This window comes from Reyranella sp. CPCC 100927, from assembly GCF_007859315.1.
Lineage (GTDB): Bacteria > Pseudomonadota > Alphaproteobacteria > Reyranellales > Reyranellaceae > Vineibacter.
The window spans coordinates 213,748-232,211 of the sequence record NZ_VOHA01000009.1 but is presented as its reverse complement, the minus strand read 5'-3'; the positions used below and the strand labels follow the sequence as shown (position 1 = coordinate 232,211).

15 protein-coding genes are annotated in these 18,464 nt (G+C 66.7%); 5 read left to right on the top strand and 10 right to left on the bottom strand.

What is annotated here, in order from left to right:
• Positions 1 to 119: 119 nt before the first annotated feature.
• Positions 120 to 1,916 carry a peptide ABC transporter substrate-binding protein gene (locus FQU96_RS23915; protein WP_146543864.1) on the top strand — a complete coding sequence of 599 codons (1,797 nt, stop codon included), beginning with the start codon at positions 120 to 122 and terminating at the stop codon, positions 1,914 to 1,916.
• 179 nt (positions 1,917 to 2,095) lie between these two features.
• On the opposite strand, the gene ligA is transcribed toward FQU96_RS23915, so the two are convergent.
• Together ligA and FQU96_RS23905 are read right to left on the bottom strand one after the other, a co-directional pair.
• Positions 2,096 to 4,252 carry an NAD-dependent DNA ligase LigA gene (gene ligA, locus FQU96_RS23910; RefSeq protein WP_146543863.1) on the bottom strand — a complete coding sequence of 719 codons (2,157 nt, stop codon included), beginning with the start codon at positions 4,250 to 4,252 and terminating at the stop codon, positions 2,096 to 2,098.
• Between the two features lie 104 nt (positions 4,253 to 4,356).
• Complete coding sequence (locus tag FQU96_RS23905; RefSeq protein WP_146543862.1) at positions 4,357 to 5,025, bottom strand: TetR/AcrR family transcriptional regulator; 669 nt, start codon at positions 5,023 to 5,025, stop codon at positions 4,357 to 4,359.
• 102 nt (positions 5,026 to 5,127) lie between these two features.
• On the opposite strand from FQU96_RS23905, the gene FQU96_RS23900 reads away from it, so the two are divergent.
• The 4 genes from FQU96_RS23900 (at position 5,128) to FQU96_RS23885 (ending at position 8,311) form a co-directional block, all read left to right on the top strand.
• Positions 5,128 to 5,868, top strand: coding sequence for an SDR family oxidoreductase (locus FQU96_RS23900; RefSeq protein WP_146543861.1), 741 nt, complete (start codon positions 5,128 to 5,130; stop codon positions 5,866 to 5,868).
• 7 nt (positions 5,869 to 5,875) lie between these two features.
• Complete coding sequence (locus tag FQU96_RS23895; RefSeq protein WP_146543860.1) at positions 5,876 to 7,069, top strand: MFS transporter; 1,194 nt, start codon at positions 5,876 to 5,878, stop codon at positions 7,067 to 7,069.
• Positions 7,070 to 7,155: 86 nt separating this feature from the next.
• Positions 7,156 to 7,503, top strand: a complete 348-nt coding sequence (locus tag FQU96_RS23890) for a YciI family protein (protein WP_146543859.1) — start codon at positions 7,156 to 7,158, stop codon at positions 7,501 to 7,503.
• Between the two features lie 7 nt (positions 7,504 to 7,510).
• Positions 7,511 to 8,311: an alpha/beta fold hydrolase gene (locus FQU96_RS23885; RefSeq protein ID WP_146543858.1), complete on the top strand. Its 801-nt coding sequence runs from the start codon at positions 7,511 to 7,513 to the stop codon at positions 8,309 to 8,311.
• Between the two features lie 141 nt (positions 8,312 to 8,452).
• On the opposite strand, the gene FQU96_RS23880 is transcribed toward FQU96_RS23885, so the two are convergent.
• The 8 genes from FQU96_RS23880 to FQU96_RS23845 all read right to left on the bottom strand — a co-directional run bounded on the left by FQU96_RS23880 (position 8,453) and on the right by FQU96_RS23845 (position 18,361).
• The gene (locus tag FQU96_RS23880) at positions 8,453 to 9,430 is read right to left on the bottom strand and encodes an AraC family transcriptional regulator (RefSeq protein ID WP_178130674.1); all 978 of its coding nucleotides are present in this window, start codon (positions 9,428 to 9,430) and stop codon (positions 8,453 to 8,455) included.
• A gap of 154 nt (positions 9,431 to 9,584) precedes the next feature.
• Entirely contained in the window at positions 9,585 to 10,172 is a 588-nt protein-coding gene (locus tag FQU96_RS23875) for a hypothetical protein (RefSeq protein WP_146543856.1), read from the bottom strand.
• Positions 10,173 to 10,360: 188 nt separating this feature from the next.
• Positions 10,361 to 12,055 (bottom strand): DNA repair protein RecN, encoded by a 1,695-nt coding sequence (recN, locus tag FQU96_RS23870; protein WP_146543855.1) that lies wholly within the window; start codon positions 12,053 to 12,055, stop codon positions 10,361 to 10,363.
• A gap of 149 nt (positions 12,056 to 12,204) precedes the next feature.
• Complete coding sequence (locus FQU96_RS23865) at positions 12,205 to 13,056, bottom strand: outer membrane protein assembly factor BamD (RefSeq protein WP_146543854.1); 852 nt, start codon at positions 13,054 to 13,056, stop codon at positions 12,205 to 12,207.
• A gap of 147 nt (positions 13,057 to 13,203) precedes the next feature.
• Positions 13,204 to 14,844, bottom strand: a complete 1,641-nt coding sequence (ftsZ, locus tag FQU96_RS23860; RefSeq protein WP_370461389.1) for a cell division protein FtsZ — start codon at positions 14,842 to 14,844, stop codon at positions 13,204 to 13,206.
• Between the two features lie 239 nt (positions 14,845 to 15,083).
• Positions 15,084 to 16,322: a cell division protein FtsA gene (ftsA, locus tag FQU96_RS23855; protein WP_255468465.1), complete on the bottom strand. Its 1,239-nt coding sequence runs from the start codon at positions 16,320 to 16,322 to the stop codon at positions 15,084 to 15,086.
• A 24-nt stretch (positions 16,323 to 16,346) separates the two neighbouring features.
• Positions 16,347 to 17,441 carry a cell division protein FtsQ/DivIB gene (locus FQU96_RS23850; protein ID WP_146543851.1) on the bottom strand — a complete coding sequence of 365 codons (1,095 nt, stop codon included), beginning with the start codon at positions 17,439 to 17,441 and terminating at the stop codon, positions 16,347 to 16,349.
• Positions 17,429 to 18,361 carry a D-alanine--D-alanine ligase gene (locus FQU96_RS23845; RefSeq protein ID WP_146543850.1) on the bottom strand — a complete coding sequence of 311 codons (933 nt, stop codon included), beginning with the start codon at positions 18,359 to 18,361 and terminating at the stop codon, positions 17,429 to 17,431. The genes FQU96_RS23850 and FQU96_RS23845 overlap by 13 nt, the downstream gene beginning before the upstream one ends.
• Between the last annotated feature and the right edge of the window lie 103 nt (positions 18,362 to 18,464).

The following is an 18,464-nucleotide window of genomic DNA, read 5'->3' as shown; positions in this document are numbered from 1 at the left end:
ATTTGACGGCACCGGACGGCGCGGTTGTGATGCCGCCTGTACCGTGGCCAGCGTACCACCCAGGCACGGGCATTGCATCGATTCCCGTGCGAACCAACGAACATCAGGGAGTGACGGCAATGAACGAGCAGGAATTGCGCGGTCTGATCGCCAAGGTAAAAGCCGGTGCGCTATCGCGCCGTGCCTTTGTGCAGCAGATGGTGACGCTGGGCCTGACCGCGCCGATGGCGGGCCAGATGCTGGCGTGGTCCGGTGTGGCGCAGGCGCAGCCGGCGTCCACTTACAAGCCCACCAAGCGCGGCGGCGGCGGCATCCTGAAGCTGCTGTTCTGGCAGGGCCCCACCCTGCTCAATCCGCATTTCGCCACGGGCACCAAGGACCAGGAAGGCTCGCGCGTCTTCTACGAGCCACTGGCGTCGTGGGATCCCGACGGCAACCTGGTGCCGGTGCTGGCCGCCGAAATCCCCAGCCGCGAGAACGGCGGGGTGGCGGCCGACGGCAGGTCGGTGACCTGGAAGCTCAAGCGCGATGTGCGCTGGCACGATGGCCACCCCTTCACCGCCGACGACTGCGTCTTCAACTGGCAATACGCCACCGACCCGGCGACCGCCGCCGTGACCGTCAGCACCTACAAGGACGTCACGGTCGAGAAGCTCGACGATTTCACCGTGCGCGTGCACTTCACCAAGCCGACGCCGTTCTGGGCCGAAGTTTTCTGCAGCACGCGCGGCCCACTCATTCCCAAGCACCTGTTCGCCGACTACAAGGGCGCCAAGTCACGCGATGCCCCCACCAACCTCAAGCCGGTCGGCACCGGCCCGTACCGGTTCGTCGACTTCAAGCCGGGCGACATGTTGAAGGGCGAGCTCAATCCCGACTACCACATGCCCAACCGGCCGCATTTCGACTTCATCGAACTGAAGGGTGGTGGCGACGCCGTGTCGGCGGCGCGTGCCGTGCTGCAGACCGGCGAGTATGACTACGCCTGGAACATGCAGGTCGAGGACGAGATCCTGCTGCGACTGGAGAAAGGCGGCAAGGGTCGTATCGTGATCGTCGAGAGCGGCAGTATCGAGCACATCCAGGTCAACCCGACCGATCCGTGGACCGAGGTCGACGGCGAGCGCTCCAGCATCAAGACCAAGCACCCGATCCTGAGCGACCCGGCCGTGCGCCAGGCCCTGGCGCTGCTGGTCGACCGGCAGTCGGTGCAGGACCATGTCTATGGCCGCACCGGCGCCGCCACGCCCAACTTCCTGAACAACCCCGAACGCTTCCGCTCGCGCACGACGCGCTTCGAATTCAACATCGAGAAGGCCAGCCAGATCCTCGAGGCCGCCGGCTGGAAACGCGGGTCTGACGGCATCCGCGCCAAGGACGGCCGCAAGCTGAAATTCGTGTTCCAGAGCTCGATCAACGCGCCGCGCCAGAAGACCCAGGCGATCGTCAAGCAGGCCTGCCAGAAGGCCGGCATCGAGATCGAGATCAAGGCGGTGACCGGATCGGTGTACTTCTCCTCCGACGTCGCCAACCCCGATACCTACACCAAGTTCTATGCCGACCTGCAAATGTACACCACCAACATGGGCCAGCCCGATCCGGGGCAGTTCATGAACCAGTTCATCTCCCGGGAGGTTTCCTGCAAGGACAACAAGTGGCAGGGCCGCAACATCACGCGCTGGCGTAACGAGACCTACGACCAGCTCTTCCATGCCGCCGAAGGTGAACTCGATCCCATCAAGCGCGCCGCGCTCTATATCCGCATGAACGAGATGGTGGTCACCGACCACGCCGTGATCCCGGTCGTCTACCGCCGTGGCGTGGCGGCCATGCAGCACCGGCTCAAGGCGACACTGAGCGGCTGGGATAACGCCATGTGGCGGCTGCCCGACTGGTACCGCGAGGGCGAGGCTTAGGATTTTAGCCCCTCTCCCGCAAGCGGGAGAGGGAGGGGCCCATCGTGCGTAGCACGATGGGAGGGTGAGGGATTAAGGACGCGGTGCCGAGTCCTGAGGCCCTCACCTCGGCATATCGGCCGAAGGCCGATATGCCTGACCGCGCGCTGCGCGCGCGTCGACCTCTCCCGCGGGAGAGGTTAAGAACTCATCTGCACCCATTCTTCCTCGGTCAGCGTCTTGACGCCAAGCTCGGCGGCCTTCTTGGCCTTGGAGCCGGCATCGGCGCCCACCACGACGTAGTCGGTTTTCTTCGACACCGAGCCGGTGACCTTGGCGCCCAGCGACTCGGCCTTGGCCTCGGCCTCGTCGCGGCTCATCGCCGACAACGAGCCAGTGAACACCATGACCTTGCCCGAAAAGACCGAGTCGGCAGCCACGCGCGCGGTACGGAACGCCTGCACGTCGACCTCGGTCAACAGTTGGCGGATGATGTCGACGTTGTGGCCCTCTCGGAAGAACACGGTGATCTTATCGGCGGTGGTCACACCGATATCCGTGACATTGCACAGGCGGCCATAGGCGGGGCCAATCTCGGCCACCGCTTTCTCTTTCTTGGTCGGCGTCTCGTTGGCGGCGCGCTCCTCGCCGGCCTTCAGCATCTCGTCCAGCCACGTCGCGGCATCGCCGTACTCGCGCGCCAGCGCCTTGGCGGTCGACTCGCCGATCGTGGGGATGCCCAGGGCGTTGATGAAGCGATCCAGGCCGATGGTGCGGCGCGCCTCGATCGCGTCCAGCAGGTTGCGCACCGACTGCTCGCCCCACCCTTCGCGCTTGCGGATCTCGTCCGCCCTGTCCTTGAGCTTGAAGAAGTCGGCGGGTGTCTTCAGCAGGCCGTCACGCCAGAAGTTCTCGATATGGGTGCCGCCCAGGCCCTCGATATCGAACGTGTGGCGGGACACGAAGTAGCGCAGTCGCTCGACCTGCTGAAACGGACACTCCAGCCCGCCCGAGCAACGCCGCACGACACCGTCCTCCTCGCGCACGACCTCGGTCTTCAACGGACAGGGACAGTGGGTCGGGAACTTGAACGGCTTGGCGCCCTTGGGCCGTGCCGACGCCACCACGCCGAGCACCTGCGGGATCACGTCGCCGGCGCGCTGGATCTCGATGGTGTCGCCCAGCCGTACATCCAGGCGCTCGATCTCGTCGGCGTTGTGTAACGTGGCACGCGATACCACCACGCCGCCGACGGTGATCGGCTCGAGATCGGCCACCGGTGTCAGCGCGCCGGAGCGTCCGACCTGGACCAGGATGTCGCGCAGCACCGTCTGCGCCCGCTCGGCCGGGAACTTGTGCGCGATCGCCCAGCGCGGCGAGCGGCTGACGAAACCCAAAGTCTCCTGCCAGTCGATACGGTCGACCTTGTAGACGATGCCGTCGATGTCATAGGGCAGCTTGGCGCGGCGCAGGCCGATGTCGCGATAGACGGCCAGCGCCTCTTCGAGCGTCTTGGCGAGCCTGGCCTCGGGATTGACCTTGAAACCCCAGGCCTTCAGGCGCTCGAGGAACTCGTGCTGAGTCTTCCACAGACGCGGCTCGGCCTCGCCCCAGGCGTAGGCGAAGAACGCCAGCGGCCGGCTGGCAGTGATCGTCGAGTCGAGCTGACGCAGCGAACCGGCGGCGCTGTTGCGCGGGTTGGCGAAGACTTTTTCGCCGGCCGCCGCCTGGCGCTCGTTGAGCTTCAGGAACTCGGCGCGCGACATATAGACTTCGCCACGCACGTCGAGCTTGTCGGGTGCCTTGCCCTTCAGCTTCTTGGGCACGTCGGCCAAGGTGCGCACGTTGGCCGTGACGTCCTCACCCTCGGTGCCGTCGCCGCGGGTGGCGGCCCGCACCAGCTCGCCGTTCTCGTAGCGGATCGACAGCGACAGGCCGTCGATCTTGGGCTCGCACACCAGGGCGATCGTCGCGTCCTCGGCGATGTCGGTCTCGCGTGCCAGGTAGCGGCGCACGCGGTCGATGAAGTCGGTGATGTCCTGATCGGCAAAGGCGTTGTCGAGCGACAGCATGGGCACGCCATGGCGCACCTTGGCGAAGCCGCGCGCCGGCGCGGCGCCGACCTTCTGCGACGGGCTGTCCGCTGTATGCAGGTCGGGGAACTGCGTCTCGATCGCGTTCAGGCGCCGACGCAACGCATCGTAGGCGGCGTCGGAGATCTCCGGCGCATCCTTCTCGTGGTAGAGCTTGTCGTGATGCGCGACCGCCGCCGCCAGCCGCGCGTGCTCGGCCTTGGCCTGACGCGGCGTCAGGTCGGCCACTGCGATCTTCTCCACGACCTTCGCCTGTCGCGACATGCATCGAGCTCCGCACTGAACTTGCCCACCCGCCTCGGTGGCCGGGAACATTTATCCGACACCATTCTCGTCTGAAAGACTAGAAAGTGATTCCCGACGCAAATTCAATGGCTTGAGCTGGGGTGCCGTTCACGGGCTCGGTTGCCGGGGCGTGGCCCAGCCGGTGCATCCGGGGATATGAGCCTGTCCCACGCAGCCATGGCGCCCTCCGCAATGGCGAGCAGGGCCTTGCGCGACGCACCGTCGCGGGCATGCACCGACATGCCGTGCTGCACGGCCATGTAGAACATCGCGACCGCCCGCCAGTCGGGTCCCTGCGGCAGGACGCCTTCGGCAGCATCGTGCACGAGGCGCCGGCGCAACGTCTCGACGTTGCCGGCGCGCAGGCTGCGCAGTTCATCGCACACCGCAGCGTTGGCGTCGTCGGCGTTGAGCGCGCCCAACACGATCAGGCAGCCGCGCGGCTTGCCGGGACGGGTGAAATCCTCGGCGCTGGTGCGCAGCATCGCCTCGATCGCCGCCTGCGCTGTCGGCGCGGCGTCCACGGCGGCCCAGATGCGCCCGCCGTCCGTCGCGATGTAAAGCGCGACGGCTTCACGAAACAGCGCCTCCTTGCAGCCGAACGCGGCATACAGGCTTGGCGGATTGACGCCCATCGCGGCCGTCAAGTCGGCCATCGACGTGCCGTCGTAGCCTTTGGCCCAAAAGACCTCCATCGCCTGTCGCAACGCCGCGTCGCGGTCAAAGCTGCGCGGACGGCCCCGTTCGGCCATCGCCGCCTCCTTTCTGTAGCATTCAATAAATAAATACCTTGACGTTCGATGGCAAGTCCCCCATGTGTTTATGTATCGAATGCTACATAAAAGGAATTTCCAATGTCTGGACTCAAAGGCAAGACGGCACTGGTGACCGGCGGCAGCCGTGGCATGGGCGCCGCGATCGCACGACGCCTGGCGGCCGACGGCGCCGACGTCGCGCTCACGTACGTGGAGAGCGCCGACAAGGCCCGCAATGTCGTGGGCGACATCGAACGTGCCGGACGGCGTGGCCTGGCGATCAGCGCCGACAGCGCCGATCCCACCGCGGTGGCCGCCGCCGTGGAAAAGACGGTGGCCGCCTTCGGCCGTCTCGACATCCTGGTCAACAATGCCGGCATCTTCATCGCCAAGCCGCTCGAGGCGCTGACGCTGGCGGAATTCGACACCATGATCGCCATCAACGTGCGCGCCGTGTTCGCGGCCACGAAGGCTGCCGCGGTCCACATGGGCGACGGCGGGCGCATCATCTCCATCGGCAGCAACCTTGCCGAACGCGCACCCTCACCCGGCCTCAGCCTCTACAGCCTGAGCAAGGCGGCGCTGGTCGGCTTCACCAAGGGCGTGGCGCGCGACCTGGGGGCACTCGGCATCACGGTCAATGTCGTCCACCCCGGCTCGACCGACACCGACATGAACCCGGCCGACGGCGAACACGCTGATGGCCAGCGCGCACTGATGGCCATCCCCCGCTTCGGCGAGCCGCGCAACATCGCGAGCCTGGTCGCCTGGCTGGCGAGCGAAGACGCCCGTTTCGTGACGGGTGCCGGCTTTGTCATCGACGGCGGCGCCAACGCCTGAGCGGCCCATGACGCGCACCGCACGTTCGACGCACGCGCCATCGTTCGCCATCGCCGTCAGCCTGCTCGCGTTCGCGAACTTCGTGATCGTCACGACCGAGTTCGTTGTCGTGGGATTACTGCCGGCGATGGCCGATGATCTCGGGCTGTCGCTGCCCACGACAGGCTGGCTGGTGACAAGTTTCGCACTGGCCGCAGCCCTGCTGGGACCACCGCTGACCGTACTGGCCGACCGGTATGCGGCGCGCCACGTGTTTCTCGCGGCAACGCTGATCTTCGCGGCCGGCAACCTGCTGACGGCGCTTGTGCCGGATATGGGCATCCTGATCGCCGTCCGCATCGTGCAAGGCAGCGTGCTGCCGGCCTTCGTCAGCGTCGCCAGCGTGGCCGCGGCCCGCCTCACGAGCCCGGACCGACAGGGATGGGCGATCTCGCTGGTCAACCTGGGCGTGGCCGCCACCACGGTGCTGGGTATCCCCATCGCCACCGTTGTTGCCGACACGACGGGTTGGCGCGTGAGCTTCGCCGGGCTGGCCGGCCTGGGGCTGGTTGCGGCCGGCCTGATCGCGGCCAGGTTTCCCCGCGCCACGACCACGGCGGCGCCGTCACCGGGCACCGGCGCCACGCTGTTGAGGCATACCGGGTTCCTCGTGCACCTGTTGCTGTCGGGCGTCCTGTTTACGGCGATGTTCGTTGCCTACACCTATATCGCCGCCTTTCTCGGCACGGCGGCAGGCTTCGACGGAACGACGATCGGCGTGCTGCTGATGGGATTTGGCATCGCGGGTGTGTTCGGCAACGGGCTCGCCGGCCGCCTTGTCGACCGCGACCCACTGGCCACGACCCTGGCGGTTGCCGGCGCATTGGCGGTGCTCATGGCGTCGGTTGCCCTGGCGGCACAACGGCCCACGCTGCTGGTGGCCCTGGTCCTTCTGTGGGGCATCGCCCACATGGCCGCGTTCGTCGCCAGCCAGGTGCGCGTCGCGCACGCCGGCAAGGCGGCGCCCGCATTCGCGATGTCGCTGAACATTTCGGTCTGCAACCTCGGCATCGCCCTGGGCACGACGCTGGGCGGCCACATCGTCGATGCATATGGCGTCGACAAGGTCGGCTACGGGGCGAGCATCATCGCCGTGTTCGCCTTCGCCATCGCAGCCGCGATGCTGGTAACGCGCCTCCATGGCAAAGCATCGGTAGCCTGACGCCCGGTACCGTCCCCATGGCGCCACGGCGCAAAACGGTCTACGGAGGGACCACACGGCGAGGCCACAGTAGCGCGGAATGATTCATGACCAGCGCATCCATTGAGCCAGCAGATATTCCGGCGGTTCCCTATTTCCTGGTGCTGCTCGTGCCGCAGGACGACCGCGCGGTGGAGCCGGCGGTCTTCACGGACCATGTGGCGTTCATCGAGCATATGGCATCCGAAGGAATCGTTCTGTTGGGTGGTGGCTTCGAAACACCGATCGAAGGCGCCTCGGCCGCCTATCTCCTGCACACGGCGTCGAAGGCTGAAGCCGAAGCATGGGCGGCCCGGGATCCGCTGATGACCAGTGGCGCCTACCGCCCGAAAGTCATCGCCTGGCACCTGGTCGGCATTGCGCCCGGCGCCATCGACCCGGCGCTCGCAACCTGAGGTGCCCATGCAATCCGACGACGATCTCGCGACGTTCGCTGCATACGGTGCCCCGCCGCTGCCGGCCACCGATGACCAAGGCCACGTCGCGCATGACGGTGCGCGCATCTGGTACGCCGCCTACGGCGAGGGCCCGACCGTCATTCTGCTGCATGGCGGCCTGGGCCACAGCGGCAACTGGGGATACCAGGTTCCGGCGCTGATCGCGGCCGGCCACCGCGTCGTGGTGATCGACAGCCGCGGTCATGGTCGCAGCACGCGCGATTCGCGGCCCTACATGTACGAGTTGATGGCATCCGACGTGCTGGCCGTGATGGACGCACTGCACCTGGACAAGGCGGCGGTGGTGGGCTGGAGCGATGGCGCCTGCATCGCCATGATCCTCGCCATGCAGGTGCCGTCGCGCATCGCCGGCGTCTTCTTCTTCGGCTGCAACATGGATCCCAGCGGCACGAAGGAATTCGTTTCCACGCCGGTCGTCGAGCGGTGCTTCGCACGGCACGCCCGGGACTACGCCCGGCTGTCGGCGACGCCGGACGATTTCGAACCGTTCGTTGCGGCGGTCAGCGCGATGATGAAGACGCAACCCAACTACACGGCACGTGATCTGGCGGCGATCACCGTGCCCGTGGCGATCGTGCACAGCGAGCACGACGAGTTCATCAAACGCGAGCACGCCGAGTATCTCACGCGCACCATTCCTGGTGCCGAACTGATCATGCTGCCCGGCGTCAGCCATTTCGCGCCGCTGCAGCGATCGGCGCGGTTCAACGACGCCGTGGGCGCGTTCCTCGACAGGGTTCTGTGACGACGATGGAAATAGACCGGCCGTCCCCGGCGAATCTGTTATCGGATCCACACGATCATTCCCGGAAGCGCGGGCGTCTGAGACTGTGGACTCTTCGATGATCCTAAAGTGCAACGTACCTTTCGAATCAAGACGAGCGATTTAGGTAGTACCTGACAAGGGAGCGTTGTGCCTGGTGGTACATCGCACCGATGTGGGCGTTTTGCCGAAGCGAGCGCGGAACTGCCGGTTGAAGTAGGAGACATCACCAAAGCCGGCCATGCCGGCGATGTCGATGATGCGCTGCGGTGGCACGTTGGCATCGGACAGCAGCGCGTGCACGTAACGCAGGCGGCGGTCCAGCACATGCTGGCTGAACGTGCGGCCAGTGTGCTCGAGCAAATGATGCACATAGCGCCGCGAGACACCGAGCCTGATCGCGAGCGCACTGACCGTGAATTGCGGCTGGTTGAAGTGGCGATCCATTGCCGACAGAACAGCCTGGCGTCGGGCCGCCTTCAGCCCCCGTTCCGCGATGACGTCACGTCCTTCCGGCGTCGGGCCGATGACGGCAGCTATCAGGTCCAGCACATGCGCTTCGATCGACTGCATCACCGCCAATGGCGGAGGCTCACGCAAAGCCCTGAGGACTGCGCAATAGTCCACCAACAGATTCAGAGCGACCGAATCGCCCACCTGGCCATGCTGGCGCCATGGGTCCGCAACCAGATCGTGCAGCGCATCAACCGGTACGGTTATGGTGTGGAAGATACCACCCGCGGTGGCCAAGAACCGGCTGGGATGATGCCCGTTGGTGAAGTAGCTCGCGCCTGCTTTGGCGGTGACATCGCGATGGCTGCTGGTAGAGCGTACGCCCCCCTTGGCGACCACATTCAGTGTCAGTGCGGGCCGTATATCGTCGGCAAGGGCTTTTGTCCGGATGTGCTCGATCGGGGTAGCGGTAAACGTGCCGATGGAGACAGCACCAAAGCGCTGGATCGAGGCATCGAAATGAGGATGCCCGTCGCTGTGGTCGATCACGTCAAGACCGAGATAGCGCTGGGCGAGAATATCCCGGTAGGCCTCGATTCGCTGCCCTGCCGGCAGGTTTTCTGTTGAGAAGCGCTGCAGAAAGGACATCGCCTCCTCATAGATAGGAATATTCACCCATAGACTCTTGGCACTACGCGCTACGCCGTAAGACCGCATGTCCGCCTCTGGAGGTGAACATAGGGGTCTTGCCTAACAATTGTCGGTGATCGACTCGCTTTCCGTTTGCCGCGGGCCGTTCGGGCTATTTCCAGCCGCCCTGAGGCCGCCGCCCGTAATCAACATCGCGGCGGAACGACATCTTTTCATCGGCCGTCCTCCATCCGACGAAATCGAGTTCCAGCGTCCCCATCTCGGGCGGTAGGTCCTCCTTGCCAACGCTATGCACGAAGGTTTTGGTTTCACCGGGAGCGATCGAGAACAGGTCGGCAATGCTGTCCTGCAGATACGTTGCTTGCCTGTCCTTGAGGGTAAACTTGAGCTGCTTGCCCGCCTTATCGTAGATGTATACGTGAGCGCCAATGAACTTGACTGGACGATCGAACTTGCTCGTGACCTTGAATACCGCGCCAGGCTCGCGAACCCGTTTAGTCGTCTCGAACTTACCAGTAAACGTGGCTTCGAACGGTGACGGCGCCGGCTTGAGGACGCAAAGGGGAGGGCTGGAGTCGACAGATTTGCCGCCGAGCTCCTCGCACGACTTCACGGTCTGCGCGCTCGACGGCGTGAACGTGAGCATGAGTGCGGTCGACAGTGCGACTGCTGCGGCGATCGCGCGAGTCACCAACAGGCCGGCATTGCGAGGTGCGGCCTTCCACATTTTCTTGTTCATGTGAACTCCCAAGACGATTCCATACCGGCCCTCGCGTGCGGGAGCGTCGGCACAGAAACTATGGGATCGAATTTCAGAGAACTCTTGGTCTGGAGCGAACTGACTTACGCCAGGGGTGACATCGCGATCACGAGCGGGACGCCCGCTCTCCCAGGAACACGCCCCATTGCGCGGGGACGGAATAGGAACTACTTGCCCGCCGTCATCAGCTGCTTGGCGGCGGCGCGGGCGGCGTCGGTAATGGCGGCGCCGGAGAGCATGCGGGCCACTTCCTCCAGGCGGGCGGCGCGGTCGAGCGACACGACCTCGCTGGCGGCCTTGCCCCGGCCCGTGGTCTTGCGGATCAGCCAGTGATGGTCGGCCAGCGCCGCGACCTGCGGCGAGTGGGTGACCACCAGCACCTGCAGGGTTTTCGCCAATCGGCGCAGGCGATCGCCGACCGCCGCCGCCGTAGCACCGCCGATGCCGCTGTCGACCTCGTCGAACACCAGGGTGCGCGCGTCGCCGACCTTGGCCAGTGCCAGCTTCAGCGCCAGCATGAAACGCGACAGCTCGCCACCCGAGGCGATCTTGCCGATGGGACCCGGTGCCATGCCCGGATTGGTGGCGACCAGGAACTCGACGCGATCGATGCCATGACCGGCCCAGTCCTTTTCTGGCTGCGCTTCCAGGCGTGTGAGGAACTTGGCGCGCTCCAGTTTCAGCGGCGGCAACTCGGCGCTCACCGTCTTGTCGAGCCTGGCCGCAGCCTTGGCGCGCCCGGCCGACAGGGTTCGCGCCGCCGCGACGAACGCCTCGCGCGCTCGAATGGCTTGCGCCGCCAGTGCCCGCTGGCGCGCATCACCGTCATCAAGCGCAGCCAGTTGCTCGGCCATGCGCTCACGCAAACCCGCCAGACCGCCCACGGTCGTGCCGTGCTTGCGGGCGGCGGCACGCAGGGCAAACAGCCGCTCCTCGATCTTCTCCAGGCGGGCCGGATCGGCATCCAGTGAATCGCGCGCCTGCTCCAGCTGCGCCAGCGCCTCCGTCGCTTCCGACGCGGCACGCTCCAGCGCCGCCAGCGCCGCATCGAGCCGGCCGCCGGCTTGGGGTGCCTGCCGCTCGATCAGGCGATGGGCATGGCGCAAGGCAGCCGCGCCGCCTTTGTCGCTTTCCAATTCGGCCAGGGCGGCGACCACAGCGTCACCAACGGCAGCACCATGGCGCAGCAGCTGGCGCTCGGCGGCCAGGCGCTCCTCGTCGTCGGCCTTGGGCGCGAGCTTCTCCAACTCGGCCACGGCATGACGCAGATATTCCTCCTCGCGACGCGCCTGCTCGTAGGCGGTGGACGCCGCCTCGCGCGCCGCCTCGGCCGTGCGCCATGCAGTCCAGGCCGCCTCGACCTTGGTCGCGTCCGCCTGCAGGCCGCCGAAGGCGTCCAAGGTCGCACGATGGTTCACCGGTACCAGCAGGCCGTGCTGCTCGAACTGGCCCTGGATCTCGACCAAGGTCTCGCCCAGGCGTTTCAGCAGGCCCACCGAAGCCGGTTGATCATTGACGAAGGCGCGGCCCCGCCCGTCGGCACCCACCAGCCGACGCAGCAGCAACGTGGTCCCTTCATCGACGATACCCTGTTCGGCCAGGATGGCGTGCGCCGGGTGATCGTTGGACAGCGAGAATTCAGCGCCCACCACGGCGTGAGCCGCGCCCGGCCGCACGATGCCGCTGCCGGCACGGCCACCCAGGGACAGGCTGAACGCGTCGAGCAGGATCGACTTGCCGGCACCGGTCTCACCCGTCAGCACGCCGAGCCCCGACGCGGCACCGGATTTAGGCGGGACCGGAAAGGCGAGATCGAGCTTCTCGATCAGGACGAAGTCGCGAATGGAAAGGCCGAGCAGCATCGCGACACACGCTCATGTTCCCTCCCCCACGCAGTGGGGGAGGTGGCCGAAGGCCGGAGGGGGATCCGATGGGGTCTTAGTCACTGAGACCACGTCGGCTCCCCTCCGCCCCTTCGGGGCACCTCCCCACTGCGTGGGGAGGATTTTCCTCAAAAGACCGATTTCCACATGCGGTTCAGCCACGACCCGTCGCTGCGCTCGGGCCGCAGGTCGACGCCTTCCAGCAGGTAGTAGGAATCGGCGTACCAGTCGCTGCCGGGGAAATTGTGGCCCAGCACGGCGGCTGCCATCTTGGCCTCCTGCTGCACACCCAGCGCCAGGTAGCACTCGACCAACCGGTGCAGCGCCTCGGGCGTGTGCGTGGTGGTCTGGTACTTCTCGAGGACCTGCCGGTAGCGGTTGATGGCACCGATATACTGCCGCTGCGTCTGATAGAAGCGGCCGACATCCATCTCCTTGCCGCCCAGGTGATCGATCGCGAGATCGACCTTCAGGCGCGCGTCACGGGCGTAGGCGGTGTCGGGGAACCGCTTGGTCACCTCGGCGAGCGCATTGAGCGCCTGTTCGGTGATGCGCTGGTCGCGACCGACGTCGGCGATCTGCTCGTAGTAGCACAGCGCCTTCAGATAGTAGGCATAGGCAATGTCGCGATGGCCTGGATGGAGCTGAATGAAGCGGTCCAGCGCCAGGATCGCCTCGTCGTACTTGTTGGCCTGGTAGTAGGAGAAGGCCGCCATGACCTGGGCCTTGGTGGCCCAGACCGAATAAGGATGCTGGCGGTCGACCTCCTCGAAACCCTTGGCGGCCGTCTTGTATTCACCGGCGCCCAGCGCATCGAGCGCGTTGTTGTAGAGCTTTTCGACCGGCTGCTCGACATAGGTCTTGTTGTCGTCGTCCTTGTCGCCGCACGCGACCAGAGCCAGCGCGCACACGACGCCGAGTGCCGCTGCGCGCCACGCACGCAGGGCGGTTCGGATCGGGGCGGCGTACGAAACTGTCATGGACCGGCTCTCCCAGAATCGGCGGCGGTGGACGATGTAGCCGTTTATATCATGCCGCGAAAGCGTCCCGTAACGCGGCCATCCTGACAAAAAAGCGGGGGCCAGCGGCCCCCGAAGACTCCTCGTCCTGTGGAGAATGCCAGGCCGTCAGTTGGCCTGGCGCCTCAAGAATGCCGGAATCTGCAGATCGTCCTCGTCGCGGGACGTCTTCACGCGATCGGCGGGATCCAGACCGGCAATCTTCGGCTGTGCCGATACGGCGACCGGACGCAGCTGCGCGGGTGCCGGTGCCGGCGGCGGCGCCTCGACCGGACGGGCCGCGATCACCGGTTCCACCGGCGCCGGCGCACCCTGGCCGGCGGGCCGTGCACTGCCACCCACCAGGCCGGTGATGCGCTGGAAGATATTGGGTGCCCGTGCTGCCGCCTCGTTGCGCGCCGCCGGTGCGGGTCGTGTCGACGGACGTTGCGACAGGCGCCAGTCATGCGACGAGCCTGACCGTGCGGCTGCGGCCGGTACGGCGGCGGGGGCAACGGGTGCAGCCGCCACGGCCGGCATCGGCTGAGGTGGCGGCGCGACCGGCGCTAGTGCTGCCGGCTGGAGCAGCGGCAGTTCGGCTTCGGCATGGACGACCGGCTCTTCCATCTCGACCGGCGCGGCTTCCTGCATCGCGACGGGTTCGACGGCGCGGACGGGCGCCGGCGGCGGCGCCATGGCAACGGCCGCCATGGGCGCGACGTCGACGGGTGCCGGAGCGGGCGGCGGTGCCATCGGGGCGGGCGCCGGCGCGACCGCCACTGGGGCTGGCGCGTAGGATGGTGCCGGCCGCGGCGCCGGGCGCTGCTGCAGGTGCGGCTGGCCGGTCTGCGTGATCGGCTTGTCGATGCTGAGATACTTCGGCTCGGGCTGATGCATCACGGCGGCCGAGATGCCGGTGGCAACCACCGACACCCGCATGCGGCCCTGCATGGCGGCATCGAAGGTCGAGCCGAAAATGATATCGGCGTCGGGGTCGACTTCTTCGCGGATGCGGTTGGCCGCCTCGTCGACTTCCAGCAGGGTCATGTCGAGCCCGCCGGTGATGTTGATCAGCACGCCCTTGGCGCCCTTCATCGAGGCGTCTTCGAGCAGCGGGTTGGAGATCGCCGCCTCGGCCGCCGCCTTGGCACGATCCGGCCCTTCGGCTTCGCCGGTGCCCATCATCGCCTTGCCCATCTCGCCCATGACGGTGCGGATGTCAGCGAAGTCGAGGTTGATCAGGCCGGGCATCACCATCAGGTCGGTGACGCCGCGCACGCCCGAGTAGAGAACGTCATCCGCCATCTTAAAGGCGTCGGCGAACGTCGTCTTCTCGTTGGCGATTTTGAACAGGTTCTGGTTCGGAATGATGATCAGCGTGTCGACGTACTTCTCGAGCTCGGTGATGCCATCATCGGCCATCGCCATGCGGCGGCGGCCTTCGAAGTGGAACGGCTTGGTCACCACGCCGACGGTCAGGATGCCCTGGTCGCGCGCAGCCTGCGCGATGACCGGCGCGGCACCCGTGCCCGTGCCGCCGCCCATGCCGGCGGTGACGAACACCATGTTCGAGCCTTCGAGCGACTTCATCAGCTCGGGCAGCGCTTCCTCCGCCGCCTGCTTGCCGACGCCCGGCCGTGCGCCGGCGCCGAGGCCTTGCGTGATGCTGATACCGAGCTGGATGCGGCGATCCGCCAGCGACTGGCCCAGTGCCTGTGCGTCCGTGTTGGCGACAACGAACTCGACACCTTCCAGTGACGACGAAATCATATTGTTCACGGCATTGCCACCAGCTCCACCGACGCCGATGACAGTGATACGCGGTTTAAGGTCGGACTCCGACTGTGGGAGCGACAGACTGATTGTCATTGGCATTCTCCAGGCGAAGACGAGGGGGGTATCTGCGTCGGAGCCGCCGTGATCCCTCGGTTTGTTGGAGATCTTCGACGACGCCGGCCTTGGTTTTTTTGCGGCCGTTGGGGATTGCCAGTCCCGTCAATGATTCTAGACTAAAAATTATCCCGTATCCAACTGCCAATTCGTCCGAAGCGGCCCGCCGGTGCTTCCACCGGTGGATTTTGTGTCTGGCTCACCGCCTGGACCTGCTGCGAGGCATGGATCAACAGCCCGGCGCAACCGGCGAACGACGGCCCGGCCAGCGACTCCGCCAGGCCCGCCATCCGCAACGGCCCACCCAGACGAACTTTCTTGTTCAGGATCTCGCCCGCGATCTCGGGCAGGCCGTCGAGTTGGCTGGCGCCGCCGACCAGCACGACACGGCCACCGGCCAGACGTCCGATACCGCTCGCTTCAAGGCGGCTGCGCACCAGTTCGAAAGTCTCCTCGATGCGCGGCCGGATGATGCCGACCAGGATCGAGCGCGGCACATGGTTGGGCGTCGTGCGCTCCTGCTCGCCGATCAACGGCACGTCGATGATGTCGTACTCGTCGTTGGGCCGCGCCCGGGCCCGGCCGATCAGGGTCTTCATGCGCTCGGCATCGGCCAGCGGCGTCGACAGGCCGCGGGCGATGTCGTGGGTCACATGGCCGCCGCCGATGGGAATCGAATCGATGTGTACGAGGTGATCTTCATAGAAGACCGCGATCGAGGTGGTGCCGCCACCCATGTCGACCAGGGTCGCACCGAGCTTATGTTCGTCCTGCACCAGGGTGGCGAGGCCGGCGGCATACGGCGTCGCCACGCGGTCGGCGATGTCGAGATGGGCCCGCTTCACGCAGACCGCGAGGTTGCGCATGGCCCCCGTGGCGGCGGTCACCAGATGGATATCGACGCCCAGCCGCTCGCCGTACATGCCGCGCGGCTCCAGTACCTGGCTGCCGTCGACGGCATAGCCGACCGGCAAGGTGTGGATAAGGTCGCGATCGGACGTCTCGGCCGGCAGATGGACCTGCGACAGCAGGCGGCGCACATCGCGCTCGCCGATCTCGTGATGCCCGACCTGGATTTCCAGGGTCTGGTTGTGCGACGCCGGCTGGCCGCCGCCGACACCGACGATGACCTCGCGAATCGTCTCGCCGCACATCTCCTCGGCGGCGCTGACGGCAGAGGAAATCGCCCGCGTCGCCTGCTCCATGTCGACGATGTTGCCGGAGCGCAATCCCGCGGCGGCATGATGGCCGATGCCGATCACGCGCAGGCCGGCGCCATCGATGCGCGCCACGAAGCACACGACCTTGCTCGTGCCGATGTCGAGCGCCGCAACGATGCCGTTTCTTGTCTTTGCCACGGTACGCACTCCACTCTTCTGTCTTTATCTTTGGGCACCACCTGCCGGTGTGGACCTGCGGGCGGTGTCAGCCGGCGCCGCCGGCTTGGCCGCCGACGCCGGTTTCGCACCGGCCCCCGCCGGTGCTGGTTTGGCGGCCGCCGCTGCCGGCGCCGCATCGGTGCGGGCCGGCGACCGATCGGCGACGGCCTGCAGAGGATCCGGCGCACCGCGCCGGCGCAGAATCAGTATACCTGGAAGACGCAGATCCACGACCGACAAGTCGCGCGCCAGCAGGTTGTCGCTCTTGTCCAGCGCCAGCAGGCGCTGCAGGGCCGCCGCCGCGTCGTCGGCCGGCAGCTTGATCGTGGGCCCGTCCTCGATCGTCAGGTTCCAGCGCCGCTGCCCGACATAGACCGCCGCCCGCAGGCGATCGCGCAGCGGCTTCGCGTCCTGCAACAGCAACAAAAGTTCGGCCAGGTGCTCCGGCGCACCCTCCCCGGCCACGACCAGCCGCACCTGCGACTCGGCAGGGTCGACGGTGCGGACCTTGCGGCCCAGGCGGTCGATCAGCACGTACTCGACCGTGCGTTTGCCGTTGGCGGCAACGACCTCGTTCTGCCACAGCGCCACGGCACTGCGCTCGCGCAGGGTTACGTGAATGGTCTCGGGCCAGCGACGCTCGACCGCGGCATGCTCGACCCACTCGATCTGCTCCATGCGGTGGCGGGCCGCATGCAGGTCGACCGACAACAGGGACTGGCCGCGGCGCACGTCGAGCGCCTTCAGGATGGCGTCCTGGGTTACATGCCGGCGGCCCTCGACGGTGATGTCCTGCAGGGGAAACGGCGCGAAAGAGGTGATGCGGTTACCCAAGCCCTCTGCCCAGGCCTGGACCTCCTCGACCTTGCCGCTCTTCCACAGCACGAAGCCGCCGATGGCGCTGCCGCCCAGCACACCCACCAGCAGGCCCAGCACGACCGCACGGCGCCACGGCACGGCCGCCTCGCGCGTGCCGCGCGCGTTCTTGCGCGTGGTTGGCCGCGCCGTACCGGGACGCGGCGCACCCGGCCGGCGGCTGCTGCCGCGGCGGGGGCGGACGTCGATATCCCGGCCGTGCGGTGAACTCACGCTGGGCATCGTGCGTGCTCCACCATCCAGCGCATGAGTTCGGGGAACGGCAGGCCGAGCCACTTCGCCTGCTCGGGCGCCAGCGACAGCGGCGTCATGCCGGGCTGGGTGTTGATCTCCAGGATGCACAGACCCTCGGTGCCCGGCAGGCTGTCGTCCCAGCGGAAGTCGCACCGCGTCAGGCCATCGCAGCCCAGGGCCTGATGCGCCGCCAGCGCCCAGCGCATGGTCTCGTCGTACACCGGCTTGGCGATCGGCGCCGGCACCAGATGCTCGGTGATGCCGTCGGTGTACTTGGCCTCGTAGTCGTAGAACTTCACGCGCGGGCGCAGCTCGGTCACCGCGATCGGCCGGTCACCGAGCACGGCCACGGTCAGCTCGCGCCCCGGCACGTAGCGCTCGACCAGGACGCGCTCGCCGAACTTGGCTTCGGCCGCCTCGACGGCGGCGAGATTGTCGCCCGGGCCGACGATGTGCACGCCGATGCTGGAGCCCTGGTCGATCGGCTTGACCACGTAGGGCCGCGGCATCGGATCGCCCGCCAGCAGCGCCCGCCGCTCGATCACCATGCCGTCGGCGCAACGCAGGCCGATCGCCGCGAACACCTGGCGTGCGCGCGGCTTGTCCATCGCCAGCGCCGAGGCCAGCACGCCCGAATGCGTGTAGGGAATCGACAGGAACTCGAGTACGCCCTGCACGCAGCCGTCCTCGCCCCACTTGCCGTGCAGCGCGTTGAAGACGACGTCAGGGCCGCCGCCGCCGGCCGGCCGCAGCGCATCGACCAGCGCCCGCAGGTCGCGGGTCACATCAAGCTCGACGACCGTGAAGCCCGCCTCGCGCAACGCATCGGCACAGGCGCGGCCGGTGGTCAATGACACCTCGCGCTCCGGCGACCAGCCGCCCTTCAGCAGCGCCACGGTCTTACTCATGACGGTACTCTCTTATCCCCCTCCCCCTTGTGGGGGAGGGTTGGGGTGGGGGGTCGACAAACGAAGCGCCTGGTGTGGAGCGCCCCCTCCCCAACCCTCCCCA

Coding starts and splice junctions, on each gene's coding strand:
- FQU96_RS23895 (WP_146543860.1), top strand. CDS start 5,876: ATGACGCGCACCGCACGTTCGACGCACGCGCCATCGTTCGCCATCGCC.
- FQU96_RS23885 (WP_146543858.1), top strand. CDS start 7,511: ATGCAATCCGACGACGATCTCGCGACGTTCGCTGCATACGGTGCCCCG.
- FQU96_RS23905 (WP_146543862.1), bottom strand. CDS start 5,025: ATGGCCGAACGGGGCCGTCCGCGCAGCTTTGACCGCGACGCGGCGTTG.
- FQU96_RS23865 (WP_146543854.1), bottom strand. CDS start 13,056: ATGACAGTTTCGTACGCCGCCCCGATCCGAACCGCCCTGCGTGCGTGG.
- recN (WP_146543855.1), bottom strand. CDS start 12,055: ATGCTGCTCGGCCTTTCCATTCGCGACTTCGTCCTGATCGAGAAGCTC.
- ftsZ (WP_370461389.1), bottom strand. CDS start 14,844: ATGATTTCGTCGTCACTGGAAGGTGTCGAGTTCGTTGTCGCCAACACG.
- FQU96_RS23880 (WP_178130674.1), bottom strand. CDS start 9,430: ATGTCCTTTCTGCAGCGCTTCTCAACAGAAAACCTGCCGGCAGGGCAG.
- FQU96_RS23875 (WP_146543856.1), bottom strand. CDS start 10,172: ATGAACAAGAAAATGTGGAAGGCCGCACCTCGCAATGCCGGCCTGTTG.
- FQU96_RS23900 (WP_146543861.1), top strand. CDS start 5,128: ATGTCTGGACTCAAAGGCAAGACGGCACTGGTGACCGGCGGCAGCCGT.
- FQU96_RS23850 (WP_146543851.1), bottom strand. CDS start 17,441: ATGCCCAGCGTGAGTTCACCGCACGGCCGGGATATCGACGTCCGCCCC.
- ligA (WP_146543863.1), bottom strand. CDS start 4,252: ATGTCGCGACAGGCGAAGGTCGTGGAGAAGATCGCAGTGGCCGACCTG.
- FQU96_RS23915 (WP_146543864.1), top strand. CDS start 120: ATGAACGAGCAGGAATTGCGCGGTCTGATCGCCAAGGTAAAAGCCGGT.
- FQU96_RS23845 (WP_146543850.1), bottom strand. CDS start 18,361: ATGAGTAAGACCGTGGCGCTGCTGAAGGGCGGCTGGTCGCCGGAGCGC.
- FQU96_RS23890 (WP_146543859.1), top strand. CDS start 7,156: ATGACCAGCGCATCCATTGAGCCAGCAGATATTCCGGCGGTTCCCTAT.